The organism is Pseudidiomarina sp. (genome assembly GCF_048267825.1).
In the GTDB taxonomy this organism is placed as follows: Bacteria; Pseudomonadota; Gammaproteobacteria; order Enterobacterales; family Alteromonadaceae; genus Pseudidiomarina.
On sequence record NZ_JBLWWR010000003.1, the window covers coordinates 40,685 to 56,621 of the forward strand.

The 15,937-nt window shown below is 48.8% G+C and carries 11 protein-coding genes; 5 read left to right on the plus strand and 6 right to left on the minus strand.

What is annotated here, in order from left to right; translation table 11 throughout:
• From lpxK to ACN0UN_RS04420, 3 genes are read right to left on the minus strand one after another with little or no spacing between them, the layout of a single operon-like run.
• Positions 1–987, minus strand: coding sequence for a tetraacyldisaccharide 4'-kinase (gene lpxK / locus ACN0UN_RS04410; RefSeq protein ID WP_417658899.1), 987 nt, complete (start codon positions 985–987; stop codon positions 1–3).
• Positions 987–2,762 carry a lipid A export permease/ATP-binding protein MsbA gene (gene msbA / locus ACN0UN_RS04415; RefSeq protein WP_417658900.1) on the minus strand — a complete coding sequence of 592 codons (1,776 nt, stop codon included), beginning with the start codon at positions 2,760–2,762 and terminating at the stop codon, positions 987–989. Before msbA ends, lpxK begins: the two co-directional genes overlap by 1 nt.
• Before the next feature lie 57 nt (positions 2,763–2,819).
• Positions 2,820–5,111, minus strand: a complete 2,292-nt coding sequence (locus ACN0UN_RS04420; protein WP_417658901.1) for a DNA internalization-related competence protein ComEC/Rec2 — start codon at positions 5,109–5,111, stop codon at positions 2,820–2,822.
• Positions 5,112–5,166: 55 nt separating this feature from the next.
• Between ACN0UN_RS04420 and ACN0UN_RS04425 the strand changes: the two genes are divergently transcribed.
• Positions 5,167–5,712, plus strand: a complete 546-nt coding sequence (locus ACN0UN_RS04425; RefSeq protein ID WP_417658902.1) for a DUF2062 domain-containing protein — start codon at positions 5,167–5,169, stop codon at positions 5,710–5,712.
• A gap of 1 nt (position 5,713) precedes the next feature.
• Here ACN0UN_RS04425 and ACN0UN_RS04430 read toward each other — a convergent pair whose 3' ends face one another.
• From ACN0UN_RS04430 to ACN0UN_RS04440, 3 genes are read right to left on the minus strand one after another with little or no spacing between them, the layout of a single operon-like run.
• Entirely contained in the window at positions 5,714–6,943 is a 1,230-nt protein-coding gene (locus ACN0UN_RS04430) for a lipoprotein-releasing ABC transporter permease subunit (RefSeq protein ID WP_417658903.1), read from the minus strand.
• Entirely contained in the window at positions 6,940–7,623 is a 684-nt protein-coding gene (gene lolD, locus ACN0UN_RS04435; RefSeq protein ID WP_417658904.1) for a lipoprotein-releasing ABC transporter ATP-binding protein LolD, read from the minus strand. Before lolD ends, ACN0UN_RS04430 begins: the two co-directional genes overlap by 4 nt.
• 17 nt (positions 7,624–7,640) lie before the next feature.
• Positions 7,641–8,882 (minus strand): lipoprotein-releasing ABC transporter permease subunit, encoded by a 1,242-nt coding sequence (locus tag ACN0UN_RS04440; RefSeq protein WP_417658905.1) that lies wholly within the window; start codon positions 8,880–8,882, stop codon positions 7,641–7,643.
• Between the two features lie 131 nt (positions 8,883–9,013).
• On the opposite strand from ACN0UN_RS04440, the gene mfd reads away from it, so the two are divergent.
• From mfd to ACN0UN_RS04460, 4 genes are read left to right on the plus strand one after another with little or no spacing between them, the layout of a single operon-like run.
• Positions 9,014–12,481: a transcription-repair coupling factor gene (gene mfd, locus ACN0UN_RS04445; RefSeq protein WP_417658906.1), complete on the plus strand. Its 3,468-nt coding sequence runs from the start codon at positions 9,014–9,016 to the stop codon at positions 12,479–12,481.
• 2 nt (positions 12,482–12,483) lie between these two features.
• Entirely contained in the window at positions 12,484–13,569 is a 1,086-nt protein-coding gene (locus tag ACN0UN_RS04450; protein ID WP_417658907.1) for a CsiV family protein, read from the plus strand.
• A gap of 30 nt (positions 13,570–13,599) precedes the next feature.
• Positions 13,600–14,100, plus strand: coding sequence for a MarR family winged helix-turn-helix transcriptional regulator (locus ACN0UN_RS04455; RefSeq protein ID WP_128351888.1), 501 nt, complete (start codon positions 13,600–13,602; stop codon positions 14,098–14,100).
• Entirely contained in the window at positions 14,063–15,853 is a 1,791-nt protein-coding gene (locus ACN0UN_RS04460) for an ExeM/NucH family extracellular endonuclease (RefSeq protein WP_417658908.1), read from the plus strand. Before ACN0UN_RS04455 ends, ACN0UN_RS04460 begins: the two co-directional genes overlap by 38 nt.
• Positions 15,854–15,937 lie beyond the last annotated feature (84 nt).

Here is a 15,937-nt window from a genome sequence, read left to right on the forward strand (position 1 = left end):
TTACTCCTTGTTGGACACTTTCTGCAGGCGCGCCTGCAATTGTTGCCAAAAACCGTCTTCAAACTTAGCTGAAACTGGCAAATAGAACCAGTTGTCTTGAGCAAATGCTTGGCATTTAGCCGCATCTTTTTCGGTCATAAGAACAGTGACTGCTGGGTCAATACTTGCAAAATCAGTCGCGCTAAACGGATGGTGATCGGCATAAGCATAGGTTTCAGTAACAGTCACTCCGGCCTGCTTGAGCGTATCAAAGAAACGTTGCGGATTGCCGATGCCAGCCACAGCAATGGACTCGCCCTGCGGCACAGGCACTTCCTGCTCATCGCGCACACGCCGCCAATTGCCAGGTTGTAATGAAAAGCGCCAACCATAACGTGCTTCCGCGCCACCGTTTTGCACCACAATATCGGCTTGCGTAAGGCGCTGTTTCGATTCACGCAGCGGCCCCAACGGCAGTCTCCAGCCATTACCCAAGCCACGTTCGCCATCAATAACGACAATTTCAATATCGCGCGCTAAACGGTAATGCTGTAAGCCGTCATCACTGATTATTAGATTAACCTGCGGGGCTTCGTGTAACAGTTTGGAAATGGCTTGCTTACGGTTCGGACTAACGACTATGGGTACGCCGGTGCGCTGCGCCAGCAATTTAGGTTCATCGCCGACAACTTCAGCAGGTGACGTAGCCGTTACGCACTGTGGAAAGGGTCCTTTACCGCCATAACCTCGCGAAACAATCGCCGGTGAATACCCGTTGTTCTGGGCCCATTTCACCACAGCTTCGGTCACTGGCGTTTTGCCCGTGCCTCCAACACTAATATTGCCAATGATAATCACTGGCACCGGAGCCCGGAACGTTGGCAGAACGCCAATGCGATATAATGCTCTGCGCAGCCAGCTTAAGGCGATAAAAACAATCATCAACGGCCATAAAAGAATTAACCGAAAATCGAGACCCGAACGGTACCAGGCTCGCTGCCAGAACATTAGAGATCAGCTCCGCTAAACTGCAAACTATAGAGTTGGTAATAAGCACCTTGCTTTTCGAGTAGGGTTTGATGATCGCCACGTTCCAGTACCTTGCCCTCTTCCATCACCAATATTTCATCAGCACTTTCTATGGTGGACAAACGATGCGCAATCACTATCGACGTACGATTCTGTTGCAGTTGGCTCAATGCCTTTTGAATGTGGCGCTCTGATTCGGTGTCCAGTGCGGACGTTGCCTCATCAAGAATCAAAATTGGTGCGTCACGCAACAGGGCTCGGGCAATAGCGATACGCTGCCGCTGCCCGCCCGACAACATCACCCCATTTTCACCAACCATAGTGTCTAAACCTAAGGGCAAATTGTCCGTAAATTCGGTAATAAATGCTTGCTCAGCAACCTCGCGAATGCGCGCGTCGCTAACATCACCATGCGCACCATAAGCAATATTATTCGCAATACTGTCGTTAAATAAAGTGACATGCTGCGAAACCAGAGCGAACTGACGGCGCAAACATTTCAGTTTGTAGTCATAAATATCAACGCCATCAAGGTAAATCTTGCCGCCCTGCGGTGCATAAAAACGGGTAAGAAGATTAGAAATAGTTGATTTGCCGCTACCTGATCGGCCAACTAACGCAAGAATTTTACCCGGCTTCACTTCAAAATTAACGTGATCAAGCGCTGGCGATTCAGCTTCGTCATAAGTAAATGTGACGTCTTCGAAGCGAATATTGCCCTGTGCTCTTTCCACAGAATAGGTTCCAGTATTCGGTTCCGGCTTTTCGTCAAGCACTTCAAAAATGCTTTGTGCCGCAGCGATACCCCGCTGAAAGTCACTGTTAACCGTTGTCAGTTGTTTTAATGGCCGCAGTAACATGATCATTGAGGTCAGTAAGGTGGTAAATGCCCCCGCTGAAAGCTGTTCCAGCATATCTGGGAAGCTGGCTAAAATGAGCACCATGGACAAGCTAAACGACGCAATCAACTGAATAATTGAGGTACTTACTGTTTGCGCATTAATCAGTTTCATATTCTGATTACGAGTGACATTATTAATGTCGCGGAAACGTTTCGATTCACGCTTCTGCCCTTCATACATCACCACAACTTTGTGGCCGTTGAGCATCTGCTCAGCGGTGGTCGTCACATTACCCATGGCGGTTTGAATGCGTCGCGAAACCTGACGAAAGCGCTTAGATACAACCGAAACCACCTTCGCAATTAACGGCCCGACCACCAAAAACACCAAGGACAATTCCCAACTGATGTAAAACATCAAACCCAACAAGCCAATGACGAATGCACCTTCGCGAATCAACACCAGAATGGCGCGCGAACTTGCCTCTGCCACTTGTTGTGTGGTGTAGGTGATTTTTGAGAGCAGATCGCCCGTTGAGTGCCGGTCATGGAACGACACCGGCAACTTCATCATGTGGTCAAACAACTGTTGCCTTAATGTGGTGATGACACGAAAGCCCACCCAATTCAGCAAATAAGTCGAAATAAAGTTGAACGCCCCACGTGTAATAAACACCAAGGGTACAAAAATAGCACCGTAGATCAGTATGGTTGGGTCTTGTTCCGTTAAGCCATCATCAATGAGTGTTTCTATTTGCGAGAAGAAAAATGTATCAACCGCCGCGTAGCCAATCATGGCAAACACTGAAAAGATAAAGGCCGCACGATACGGTTTTATGTAACCTATTAAGCGGCGAAATGTGCGCTTTTTTAGGGTTTCAGAGATGTTTTCAGAAATGGTTTCAGAGCTCATGCAAGTCTTAATAAGTTCAACAATAACTGCATTCTAACCGTTTTAGTGGGCGACTGGCTAGTTATCCGCATCAAACCATGCGCGATGTGTTGCGGCCCAAGGTTGTATCGCGTGCCATCCTGACTTACTCAGCGAGATATTAACTTGGCCACCTACCGCGGTATCAATGAGTTTTACGCCCATATCCCGCAGCCGCGTTCTAACCGGTTCGGCAACCATGCCATACGCATTATTACGCCCGCGACTTGCCACGGCTATGTGCGGCTGTACAGCGCGCAGAAAATAGCTTTCACTCGAGCTATTACTCCCATGATGCGCCAGCACTAAGATATCGGCACGTACGTCGGCCGCATGCGCCAACAACTGGCGTTCGGCGCGCTTACTTATATCTCCGGGTATCAGAATCCGCGTTCCGTTTACGTCCAATAGCAATACGCATGAGTCATCGTTGTTCACGTTCTCAGTTACTTCGCGTGGATGCAACGCAGACCAACGCACTTTCCCCCAAACGCCAGTTTGCCCGGCGGTGCAAGGAGCTCCTTGCCCGCTACCGTACCAACGTAGGTGCGGGAATATGGCGCGAATGGCTGTAGCCCCGCCTTGATGATCATTATCGGTATGGCTTACAAATGCCAGTTCAGGAACCAGTTGATGGTGCCGCAAAAACGGCAAAATGGCACGTTCCGCCATATTTCCGCCCAGTTCCCAATCAGCGCCGGTGTCGATCAACAAAGCGCGATTGCCTTGCGCAACAACAATGGCGGAACCTTGGTCAACATCCAAAACATACAAATTTATCGAAGTGTCTAAAGCTTGCAACTGCCGCGCAATAAGCAATCCAACAATGAATACGCAACTTGCCGCAAGTTTCCAACGGTTACGCCATGGCAATAGCCATGCAACCAGTAATATTGCTAACCAGCTGATTGAGCCGCTGACATGATCAGGTAGCCATTGCCAAGGCGATCGCGCAATAGCCTCTAGCACGGGCTCTACTATATTTAACGGCCATTCCGCCACCCGAAATAGCCATACAGCACCACTATCTTGCTGCAATGACAACACCAGTAATGCCATCAAACTCATCGGCAATACCCACATCGCAATCACCGGAACCATCACCATGTTGGTAAGCGGCGCGAGCACAGGCAAGCCGCCAAACCACAACGCTGTTAGCGGCCACAGGCCCAAGGTCAGCACCACTTCCAGGCGCCACAATGCGCGTATAGCGTGCCACCGTCCACGAATGACAGGCCAGCGCCAATGCATCAATAAAATCGTGCCGACAGCACCAACACTCAGCCAAAATCCTGGTTGCAATAACGCCATGGGTTCAACGACAACAACAACCGCTACCGCCCGCAGCAATACCCGTGACGGTGGTGTGTGCAATGCATAGTATTTGTGCAGCATCACCACCGAAAACATGGCAAATGCGCGTAACGTTGCCGTGGCAAAACCAGCTAACCACGCATATGCAAAGGCAGCCAGCAGCGCCAAAATTGTCCCTACTATCCAACTGTTAAGAAGTTCTCGACGGCTTCGGCTACGGCCCAAGCGCGCGCTAAATGTTCTGCTGAGAAGTAATACGCCACCAGCCACCAAGCTTAAGTGCAAGCCTGAAATGGCAATTAAATGCGCGAGACCGGTGCGTTGGTAGGTTAGCCACTGTTCGGGCGAGAGCGCTTGGCGATCACCCAGTGTTAGAGCGAGTAAAATACCAAACTGTTGAAATTCATCACTGTATGCGGCCAGTTGATTAAAGAGCTGCTGCCGGTAGCTTGGTTTACCGCGTACATAATGGCCGCTTCGAATACTTCCCAACGCGTGAATACCGCGACTCACTAAATAGCGATGATAAAGAAAGCTGCCGTCATTGCGAATGCCTTGTGGATGTTTGAGGCGAGCCTGGAAACGCCAAATCGTGCCAGCCTGCGGCGGACGAACAGTCTCTGCGGGAGGTTCATACCAGTTGAGCCGAATCGAGGAGTTTTGAAAGATGTTTGCCGGTAATGCTGTACCGTTTAGTTGAACAATTTCCCCTTCTACCCGCCAGAATTTATCACGGACTTGCGTTATACCCGTTATTGCAACCTCAACGGACAATGTTTTGCCAAAATTAGCCGGCAAAATTTGTGCTGATTGATGCAAATAAGCGTTGCCACTGCCCCACCCAATGCCGCACAATACACACCCTATGACTGTCGCATAACGTCGCATTGACTGAAGTTGCCAAACAATGAGCACGACTAAAGTTGCAGCTACAAGCCATTGCTCAATAGCCAATGGCTTGCTAAAACTAAACGATAGGGCATAGCCTAACAGCGCTGCGCACAACCACCTATCCATGGACGTTGTACCTGTTTTGATGAATTAAATTCGGCCAGAACTAAACGGATTAAACATGCCACGAAAGTTTATTCAACGCATCATGCCTAGTCATGAAACTGTGAGAAACAGCCGTAGCCTTCAGGTCTTCGGTAAGTTGCTGCACGATGCAAACTTGTGGCATCTCAATCGACGCTCTGCCGCAGGAGGTTTCGCTGTTGGTTTGTTTTGTGCCTTTATTCCAGTGCCCTTTCAAATGGTACTGGCGGCAGCGGCTGCAATTCCGTTTCGCGTTAACTTACCGCTTTCGGTAGCGTTGGTGTGGGTCTCGAACCCCATCACGATGCCGGTGCTCTTTTATTTTTGTTATCTTATTGGCACATGGTTACTCGGCCAGCCCTCGCAAGCCTTTGCTTTTGAACTGTCTTGGCAATGGCTTGGACATAGCATCACCACCATAGGCCCTGCATTCTTGTTGGGCTGCCTGATTATGGCCATTGTCAGCAGTTTAGTTGGCTATTTCACCATTAGTTTGCTGTGGCGCCAGTCGGTTGTCAGCGCTTGGCGCGAGCGCGCTCAACGGATGCTCGAAAAAGCCAAGCAGCATAAATCAAAGCATTAATTTAGCCACTAACCGCCTGCACTATTTCCGTTTTTGCCGCACGCCAAGCTGGATAAATCGTTGCCAAAATGCTCATCAATACCGCCACCGCCGCAACCAAAAGCACATCAAGCCATTCCAGTTCCACCGGAATTTGATTGATAAAATACACATCGCTCGCCAGTAACGTTTCACCGCTAAACCATTGCACCAAACTCATTAAATCAGGCAAGGCAATCGTGAGTAATAAGCCCGCAATAACGCCCAGTAACACGCCAAACATACCGTTCTGTAGCCCCTGCCAGACAAATACTTGCATGATTTTCTTCGAGCGTAAGCCCATAGTAGCTAAGATACCAATATGTCGCTGTTTCTCTTGAACTGTCATGACTAGGGTCGACACAATATTAAAGCAAGCAACAGCCAATACTAAAACCAACACCAAATACATGACCACCCGTACCAATTGAATATCGCGATATAAATGTCCTTGCGATCGCATCCAACTATCCAAATAAATGTATTCTTGTATTTGACTTCCTAATTCGCTGGCAACGCGCTGGGCTTGCAGAATGTCCGTTACGCTCAGTTCAACAGCTGTTGTTCCTGTCTTGATACCCACCATTTCTCGCGCGGTATCGAGTTTCACATAAGCAAATTGATGATCAACCTGCCCGCCAAAATTAAAGAAACCAAGTACCTGTAAACGGGTTCGTTTGGGCTCGCGGAAATTACCATTTTGGGCGACCAATAAAATAATTGAATCGCCCGCATCAACCTTAAGCTTTTTACCCAACTGGGCACCCAACATCACGCCTTTGGGAGTGTCTTGTAACGCCTGCCACGTTGACGCATCCGTATAACTTTCAATTGATTGAGGTTGACTGGTATCAACGCCTTGCACCTGCACTCCGGTAAATTGGGCGCCTTGTTGCACCATACCCTGCGTACGAATCACACGTTTTGCGCTAATCACCTGTGGATGCGCCAGGCTGATATCGATAATTTTCTGAGCATCTTCGAGTTGACTATTAACGGCGCGAAGTTCAACATGCGGAATGAGGCTCAAAAAACGCTCTTGCAACACCTTTTCAAAACCATTCATCACGCTTAACCCAGCGATAAAAACCATACAGCCGAGCGCAATTCCTAGCGTTGACGAAGCCGATATAAATGACACAAAGCCGCTGCGCTCTCTGCGTTTGCGAAAGCGCCTTGCCAACTGCCATGTTAGATTCCAGGGCTGCATCATGTGTTATGTTCCGGAGGCACCAGTTGCCCATGATGCAAAGTTAATGTGCGCGGCAGTTGCGCGGCCAACGACTGATCATGTGTAACAATGACAAACGCTGTGGTTAGTTCACGGTTTAATTCTTGCAACAACTCAAATATTTGAATGGCTGTTGTATCATCGAGATTACCGGTCGGTTCATCCGCGAGCACGAGACGCGGCCCATTGACGAGAGCCCGCGCGATAGCCACACGCTGACGCTCACCACCAGATAACTCTGCCGGACGGTGGTTCACCCGCTCGCTTAACCCGACACGCTCCAGTAACGCCCGCGCCCGCGCTTCAGCAGCGGTGCCATTAATACCAGCTATCAGTTGCGGCATGGCAACATTTTCCAAGGCAGAAAACTCAGGTAACAAATGATGAAATTGGTAAATAAAACCCAGTTCTTGATTGCGCCAGTCTGCTAGCGTATTTGCGGACCAATTCTGAATCGGTTCGCCTGCGAACAACACGTCGCCGGAAGTTGGTTTATCAAGCCCCCCCATGCAATGCAGCAAGGTACTTTTCCCTGACCCCGAGCTGCCAACAATGGCAAGCATTTCACCGGTTTCGATAGTAAGTTCAACGTGTTGTAGCACCCGTAATTGGCGGTCACCGTCTTGATAAACACGGGATAATTGGCGGCATTCCATCAACATTCTGTGCAATCCTTGTATTATTCGTAGCGTAATGCTTCGGCAGGCAATATTTGACTTGCTCGCCAAGCAGGATAAAAGGTTGCCAGTAAGGTCAGCAACATTGCTGCCAGCACAATTGTGATAATTTGTTCTGGCTGCATCAACACGGGCAGGCCAGCTTGACCGGTAAAGCTCAAGTCTACCCGCAATGCTGACAGAATTTCATTCACATAACTCGCACCCGTAACACCCAAAAGTAAGCCCACTAATGCACCTACAACACCATTAGCTAAGCCTTGTATCATAAACATCGAATACAAATGACTGCGGCGCATTCCCATGGTTTGCAAAATAGCAATATCAGAGCGTTTGTCTTGAATAACCATCATTAGTGCAGAGACGATATTGAACGCGGCCACAGCAATAATGAGGCCTAACATGAGGCCGACCATGCGCTTCTCCATGCTCACTGCATCAAACAACTCACCATACTGCTCACGCCAGGTATGCGTCGTTAATTGATCGTCCAACAAGGCCTTCAGATGCGGCTCAGCAGTCAATGCATTAAATGGATCATTGAAATAGAAGCGTAACGCAGAAACATGCCCTTGCGGTAATCTCAAAAGTCGTGCGGCATCGGCACCATGCATGATAAGCAATTGCTTATCGGCTTCGGATTGCATGGCAACAATGCCAGCCACAGTAAACTGGCGTTGTGCAGGCATCAGCCCTAATGGGGTATAAATGCCGCCTGCAGCAGCGATAACACGTATTGAATCGCCCGGCCAAACGTCAAGCTGCTGCGCCAATGTTTGCCCCAACACAATGCTGTAACTGCCCTCCTGAAGCGCGTTCAGGCTGCCATAGAGAATATTATCTTCCAGTGGTTGAAATTGTTCGCGCGCGTCTGCTGCATCAGGAAACAACCCCTGAATGTATACGGGCCGCAATTGACCACTGCTTTGCACCACCCCCGCACTGCCCACCTGAGGCACCAAAGCGCGTTGACCAGGTAGCGTCGGTATACTGGTGGCCAATTGCTGCCAATCCGAAATGCCTGAAGTACTGTTTGAGGTAATTGTTAATTGCGGCACAACGCCTAAAATACGTTGCTTGAGCTGGGCTTCAAAGCCATTCATAACCGAACTAACAATAATTAATGCGGCGACACCGATAAGAATTCCAGCAAGGGCAAATCGATTAATAAATCGCGTAAACCGATTCCCATGACGGGCTCGGCTATATCGTATTCCCAAAAATAAAGCAGCTGGTTTAAACATGTGTGTCCTAAATAACTCATTGCTAAATAGCTCGCGCAGCAAGCATAAAGAAAACTGACGACTGATCCAAGCGTCAAGTTGCGGTATACTTCAATGCATACAATGAAACGCAGTAGAGAATTCAAAAACTCATGACCAAAGCGTCTATTCTTACGCCACCAAAACCCGCGAATGCAACTCGAGACATCACCTGGCAAAATCTTGCTGGTAGTAGTGTTGCACTTGCGCTTGGGCAGCTCATTGAACAACATGACGGGCCGGTACTGGTCGTCACACCAGACGCGCCCCAAGCGCATCGTCTTGAACATGAAGTGCAATATTTCACCCCTACCTGGCGCCAACAGGTGATGGTGTTTCCTGACTGGGAAACGTTGCCCTACGACAGCTTTTCGCCGCATCAGGATATTATTTCAGAGCGTTTGAGTGTGCTCGCACGCCTGCCAGATATGCAGCGTGGCGCACTTATTGTGTCATTAAATACGTTAATGCACCGTATTGCTCCCACTAACTATGTTGCGGGGCAAGCGGTACAGGTTAATAAAGGTCAGAAACTGGACATCCATGGCCTGCGTCAGCGCCTTGAGCGCGCTGGCTATCGGCACGTTGCCCAAGTCATGGAGCATGGCGAGTTCTGCGTACGCGGTTCCTTGCTCGATTTATTCCCAATGGGTAGTTCACAGCCCTATCGCATTGATTTTTTTGACGATGAAGTTGATTCAATTCGTATATTTGACCCAGACACGCAGCTGTCTTCGGCAGAAATTGACGCAATCAACTTATTGCCAGCCCATGAATTCCCTACCTCGCCTACGGCTATTGATGCGTTTCGCGCGCGCTACCGCGAGATGTTTGACGCTTCGAATTCCCGTGATTCAGTGTACTATCAAGTTTCGAATCAACAGTTCCCCGGCGGTGTCGAATATTACTTACCGTTATTTTTTGAACAAACCGCTAGCCTGTTTGATTATTTACCGGATAACACCCTGTTGGTTTCGTTTGGCGATCTACAAGGCAGCCTTGAGCAGCTTTGGCAGGATATCAACCAACGTTACGAACAACGCCGCTATGACCCGCTGCGGCCATTAGTTCCGCCAGCGCAGCTGTTTTTATCCGCTGATCAGGTACACGGCGCATTTAAGGCCATGCCACGTATTCGTGCCATGGTACCCGAGGGGAAACCGCAACCCGGCCCGCAGCTGTTCAAAACAGACAGTTTGGGCGAGATTGCGGTTAATCATCAATTAAAAAACCCACTCGAGAGCTTACAAAAGCGCTTACAACAGGCGTTCGCTGAGAAACAGCGCGTGCTGTTTTTGGTGGAGTCGGCTGGGCGCCGCGAAACCTTGCGGGAACTATTGGCACCGCTGCAATTGCACCTGGCGGAGTTTGACCAGTTTGATGACTTTATAGCAAGCACCGATACGTGCGGTATCAGTGTTAGCCCTATTATTAATTCGTTTGCCTTACCTGAACAAAAACTACTGGTCATTACCGAAACCGAATTATTAGGTCAGCGCATTGCCCAGCGCCGTCGTCGCGATCAAAAAGCGACTGTCAGTGCTGAAAATATGGTTCGCAACTTAGCTGAGCTGCGCATTGGCCAACCGGTTGTTCATATTGATCATGGCGTGGGCCGGTATCAAGGCCTACAAACCTTGGACACAGGTGGCGTCACTACCGAGTTTGTGACTATCGAATATGCCAGTGGCAGTAAGCTTTATGTGCCGGTAGCGGCACTGCATGTATTGAGCCGCTACAGCGGTGGTGAGGAAGCCTCAGCACCACTGCACAAATTAGGTAACGACCAATGGGAGAAAGCGAAACGCAAAGCTGCTGAGAAAATTCGTGATGTTGCGGCCGAGTTACTCGATGTGTATGCCCGTCGCGAAGCGAAGCCAGGTTACGCCTATCATCTTGATACTGAAGAATACCAGCGCTTTGCTAACAGCTTCCCGTTTGAAGAAACTGATGATCAGCAGGCGGCAATTGCAGGCGTATTGGCCGACATGCAATCTGACCGCGCGATGGACCGTTTGGTGTGTGGTGACGTAGGTTTCGGTAAAACAGAAGTGGCTATGCGTGCCGCTTTTGTTGCAGTGAGCGACGCGAAACAAGTCGCGGTGTTAGTGCCCACAACATTATTGGCTCAACAGCATTTTGAAAACTTTAAAGACCGTTTCGCGGATTGGCCGATTCGCGTTGAAGTTTTGTCACGGTTTAAAACAGGCAAGCAAACGCAAAAGATTTTAGAAGACCTTGCTCAAGGCAAAATTGATCTGGTTATTGGCACGCACAAACTGCTTAGCGCCGACGTAAAATTTAAAGACCTCGGGCTGTTAATTGTGGACGAGGAACACCGCTTTGGGGTGCGCCAAAAAGAAGCCGTCAAACGCTTACGTGCTGACGTTGATATTTTAACGCTTACCGCAACCCCAATTCCGCGCACATTAAATATGGCCATGCACGGTGTACGTGATTTATCCATTATCGCAACGCCACCGGCTAAGCGCTTGGCCGTTAAAACCTTTGTGCGTGAGTATGATGAACCAACAATTCGTGAGGCCGTATTGCGTGAAATACTGCGTGGCGGGCAAGTATACTTTTTGCACAATAATGTTGAAACCATCGAGAAAACTGCTGAAACCATAGCAGCGTTAATTCCGGAGGCTCGGGTTACCGTAGCGCACGGCCAAATGCGTGAACGCGATCTTGAGCGCATTATGTCCGACTTTTACCATCAACGTTATAACGTGCTGGTGTGCACAACGATTGTGGAAACTGGTATTGATGTGCCAACCGCCAACACCATCATTATGGACCGGGCTGATCACCTCGGCCTTGCCCAAATGCATCAGTTACGCGGCCGTGTTGGGCGATCGCACCATCAAGCATACGCATACTTATTAACTCCCAACCCGAAACGTATAACCAAGGATGCTATAAAACGTCTGGAAGCCATTTCCCAACTTGAAGACTTGGGTGCGGGTTTCATGTTGGCGACGCACGACTTAGAAATTCGCGGTGCTGGTGAGTTGCTTGGTGATGACCAAAGTGGACAAATTGAAACCATCGGTTTTACGCTGTACATGGAAATGCTCGAGCAAGCAGTGAAAGCATTACGTGAAGGCAAACAGCCTGCTCTTGATCAGCTACTTAAAGCACAAACAGAAATTGACCTTCGTGTGCCAGCGTTATTACCGGAAACCTACATTGCCGATGTGAATACGCGGTTAAGCCTCTATAAACGCATTGCCAGTAGTGACGATGTGCAAAGCTTGCATGAAATTCAGGTTGAGCTGATAGACCGCTTCGGTCTTTTACCTGATGCGGTTAAAAACCTCGTTCGGGTAACTGAGCTGCGCAATCGGGCTGGTACACTGGGAATTCGTAAAATAGACGGTGGCCCGCAGAGTATTAACATCGAGTTTGCCGATGATACGCGTGTTTCTCCGCACATTTTGATTGGTTTAATTCAGTCTCAACCAGATGAATACCGTCTTGATGGCCCTAATCGTTTACGTATTCTTCGTAAAATAGAAGATACTCAAGGTCGTCTGAAACTGGTAGAGTCGTTATTAGACGAGTTTGCACGAGGATAATTATGACTGCTTGGTTGCGCACGAGCCTAATCGCATTTGGTTTAGCTATTTCTACCGCTGGTTTCGCTCAGGAAAACCCTGAAGATTGGCGTTGGTTTGAGGTTGAGGTGTTGGTTTTTAAACACACTGAAACGCCTGATATCGAAGAATTCCCCTGGCACCCTCCTCGCCAGGTGGAAGCAGCCAATGATCCGCTTTCAGAGTTTTATGCACCAAATTTTTACGGCATGCTTCATGATATTCCTAAATGCCCTGATGCAGAGCAAGAACTTCAAGTGCGCCCGGTGTTTTGCGCCCAAGCCGAAGAACTCGACCCGTTCGCGGAGCCCTGGTATCAACCAGCACGTATTTTAAGTGGCTTCAAACATGCGCCAGCATCTGTAATTAACGGTTTTGGTGGTGACATGACACAGGCAACTGGACCTTACTTACTCGCTGAATCTGCGCATACCTTTAATGATTTTCGTGAACAGTTAGAGCGTCGAAATGTTGGCACACCGCTGCTGCATGTAACCTATCGAATTCCCGTTTTTAACCGTAGCGCCAATAATAAAGTTCGCTTGTTCGGTGGTCGTAACTTTGGCCAAAGGTTCCTACCCAGCGGATACGAGCAGCCACCTTTGGCTCACATTGAAGCCGTTGACGATAAAAACGAAAGCGAGCCTAAGCTATTTGAAGAGCTCGAAATATTGTTGGATCAGGTTAGTCAGAATGCGCTGAATTTGAGTTATCGTGATCACCGTACTCCAAATCCACCCCCACTGCTGCCGGCACGAGAGCATTCAGAGCGCCCAACACCGGTGTGGGAACTCGATGGTACTTTGCATATCTATTTGGTTGGCAACTACTTGCATATCGACAGTGACCTTGAATTGCGATCGCCACAAAAGGTGCGCTTCAATCAACGCGAACTGCCAGCGCAGCTCGAACAAGCCTTGCAAGTGGAACGAATAACTTCACAATTTTTGCGTAGCTATCGACTGAACCAGTTACGCCGCGTGATCAGTCATGAAACCCATTATTTTGATCACCCACAACTCGGTTTGGTGGTTCAAATTCGTCGCACTGACTTATCGGCGCGACGTTAAGCTGCGCCAAGTAAGAGCATAGGAATTGCTATGGAAAAGTACGAAGAACTGCTGCTTGCGCTCAGAAAGGTCATACGTGCAACAGATTTGTACTCAAAACAGTTGAACAAATTAACAGGGCTAACTGCCCCACAATTATTGATTCTGCGCGAGATTGCAGCGGCGCCGGACGGTATTACAGCCAGTTCGGTTGCCCAAAATATTACCTTGAGCCCAGCTACGGTCAGTAATGTTATCGATCGGTTAGAGCATCGCGAACTGATTCACCGCGAGCGCAGCACACAGGATAGACGCCGCGTTGTTTTATCACTAACGCCAACGGGCCGGGCGCGTCTTGCCGAAGCTCCGCGGCCGCTGCAGGAAGATTTCATTCATAAATTTCAGGCGCTTGCTGATTGGGAACAATCACAACTTGTGGCTGGAATGCAACGAATAGCTGCCATGATGGATGCGGAACGACTCGATGCCGCAAACGTGCTTGAAGTAGGAACCTATGAACAAAAAAAATATCGTACGCGCAAGCCTAAGTAGCCTCTCCATACTGCTACTTGCCAGTTGCGCTCAAGTAACGCAGCCACCGCTGTGCTTAAGCGACGTTACCCGTATTAATCAAATACAAGGTACCAGTGCAGAATCAAGCTTGGTCGGCCAGCAAGTGACTACCCGAGGTGTGGTAACCGCAGCATGGCCGGGCGCGGACGCGCTGGATGGCTACTTTATACAAAGCGTACCTAATGACGTCGACGACAACGCGATGACATCCGAAGGGCTATTCGTTTCAACTGCGAATACCACACTGGAGATGAATGTCGGTGAACTGGCGTATGTTACCGGTACCATTGGTGAGCGTAATGGTCTGACGCAAATCGAGACTGTCACAGACTTCGCTGTTTGTGACAGCAACCTGACCGTAGAACCCATTCAGTTTGAATTGCCGGTTGCGAATATTGAGCAATTCGAAGCACTTGAAGGCATGTTGCTGTCGTTAACCCAGTCATTAACGGTAAATGGACATTATCAATTGCTTCGTCACGGTCAGTTCGATGTTGCACCGCAGCGTTTATACACGCCAACTCAGCACGTTGAACCGGGTGAGCCGGCTCGTAAGCGTGCCATAGAAAATAAACTTGCTCGGCTTGTTATTGATGACAACCAAGCACCAAACCCTGATGAAATAAAAGTTCCAGCACCCACGCTTAGTGCCGACAATAGCTTACGCAGTGGCGATACCATTGGCCCAGTGTCAGGTATCTTAAGCGAGTTTCGTGGCGATTATCGGCTGCAACCTATATCAACCATCGAAGTGGTTAAAACGAACAGTCGTCCGCAGCCACCGCAAAGCCCAGCAACAAATACTGTAAGAGTGGCAGCATTCAATGTGCTTAACTATTTTAACGGCGAGGGTCGTGAAAAATTATTCCCCACTGAACGAGGGGCAAAAACTGCGGAAGAATTTGCTCGCCAGCATCAAAAGATCATCGCAGCGCTGAGCCAATTAAATGCCGATGTGATTGGCTTAATGGAAATTGAAAACGACGGCTACGCTAGTTACAGTGCCATTTACGAGCTAACCGATGCCCTAGCTACAGCCACTGGGCACCCATGGCGCTTTATTCAGGCCGATCAAGACCGCTTCGGCAGTGACGCCATTACCAATGGCTTAATTTATCGTAGAGATAAGGTTCGGCCAGAAGGAAAACCGCTAACCATTAACCAAGCGCCTTTTGGGCAACGCAGTCGGCTTCCGCTCATTCAACGTTTTGTGCCTTATAACACCGTTGAAAATCTCGTGGTTGCGGTCAATCATTTTAAGTCTAAAGGCAGTTGCCCAAGTGATCGAAACGATGCCAACGCTAATCAGAACGATGGCCAGGCCTGTTGGAATCAAGCCCGCACAGAATCATCCCAGTTGCTTGCTGACTTCATTGATAATCATCCAGAACTGCGGCGTCACTCGTTGCGCGTACTCATGGGCGATTTCAATGCCTACGCACAAGAAGACCCTATTCAGACCTTATTAAAGCACGGTTATTACAATCGAATAGACTATTTTAATCCGCAAGGTTATAGCTACGTCTATGATGCTCAGGCTGGCAGTCTTGATCATCTATTGGTTTCATCGGGCCTCACCGCTCGCGTGGTCAATCAAGCCATTTGGTCAATAAATGCCGATGAGCCAACGTTATTGCAATACAATAACGCGGATAAAAACCCAAACTGGTATGCTCCTTCGCCTTACCGTGCGTCAGACCATGACCCAGTATATGCGGACATACAGTTTTAAATCGAAATAATGACAGAATCGGCAGCGGATGAAGCGTCATACCGCTGTCATTTTTACCAATTAAAATATCTAAAATTCATCATT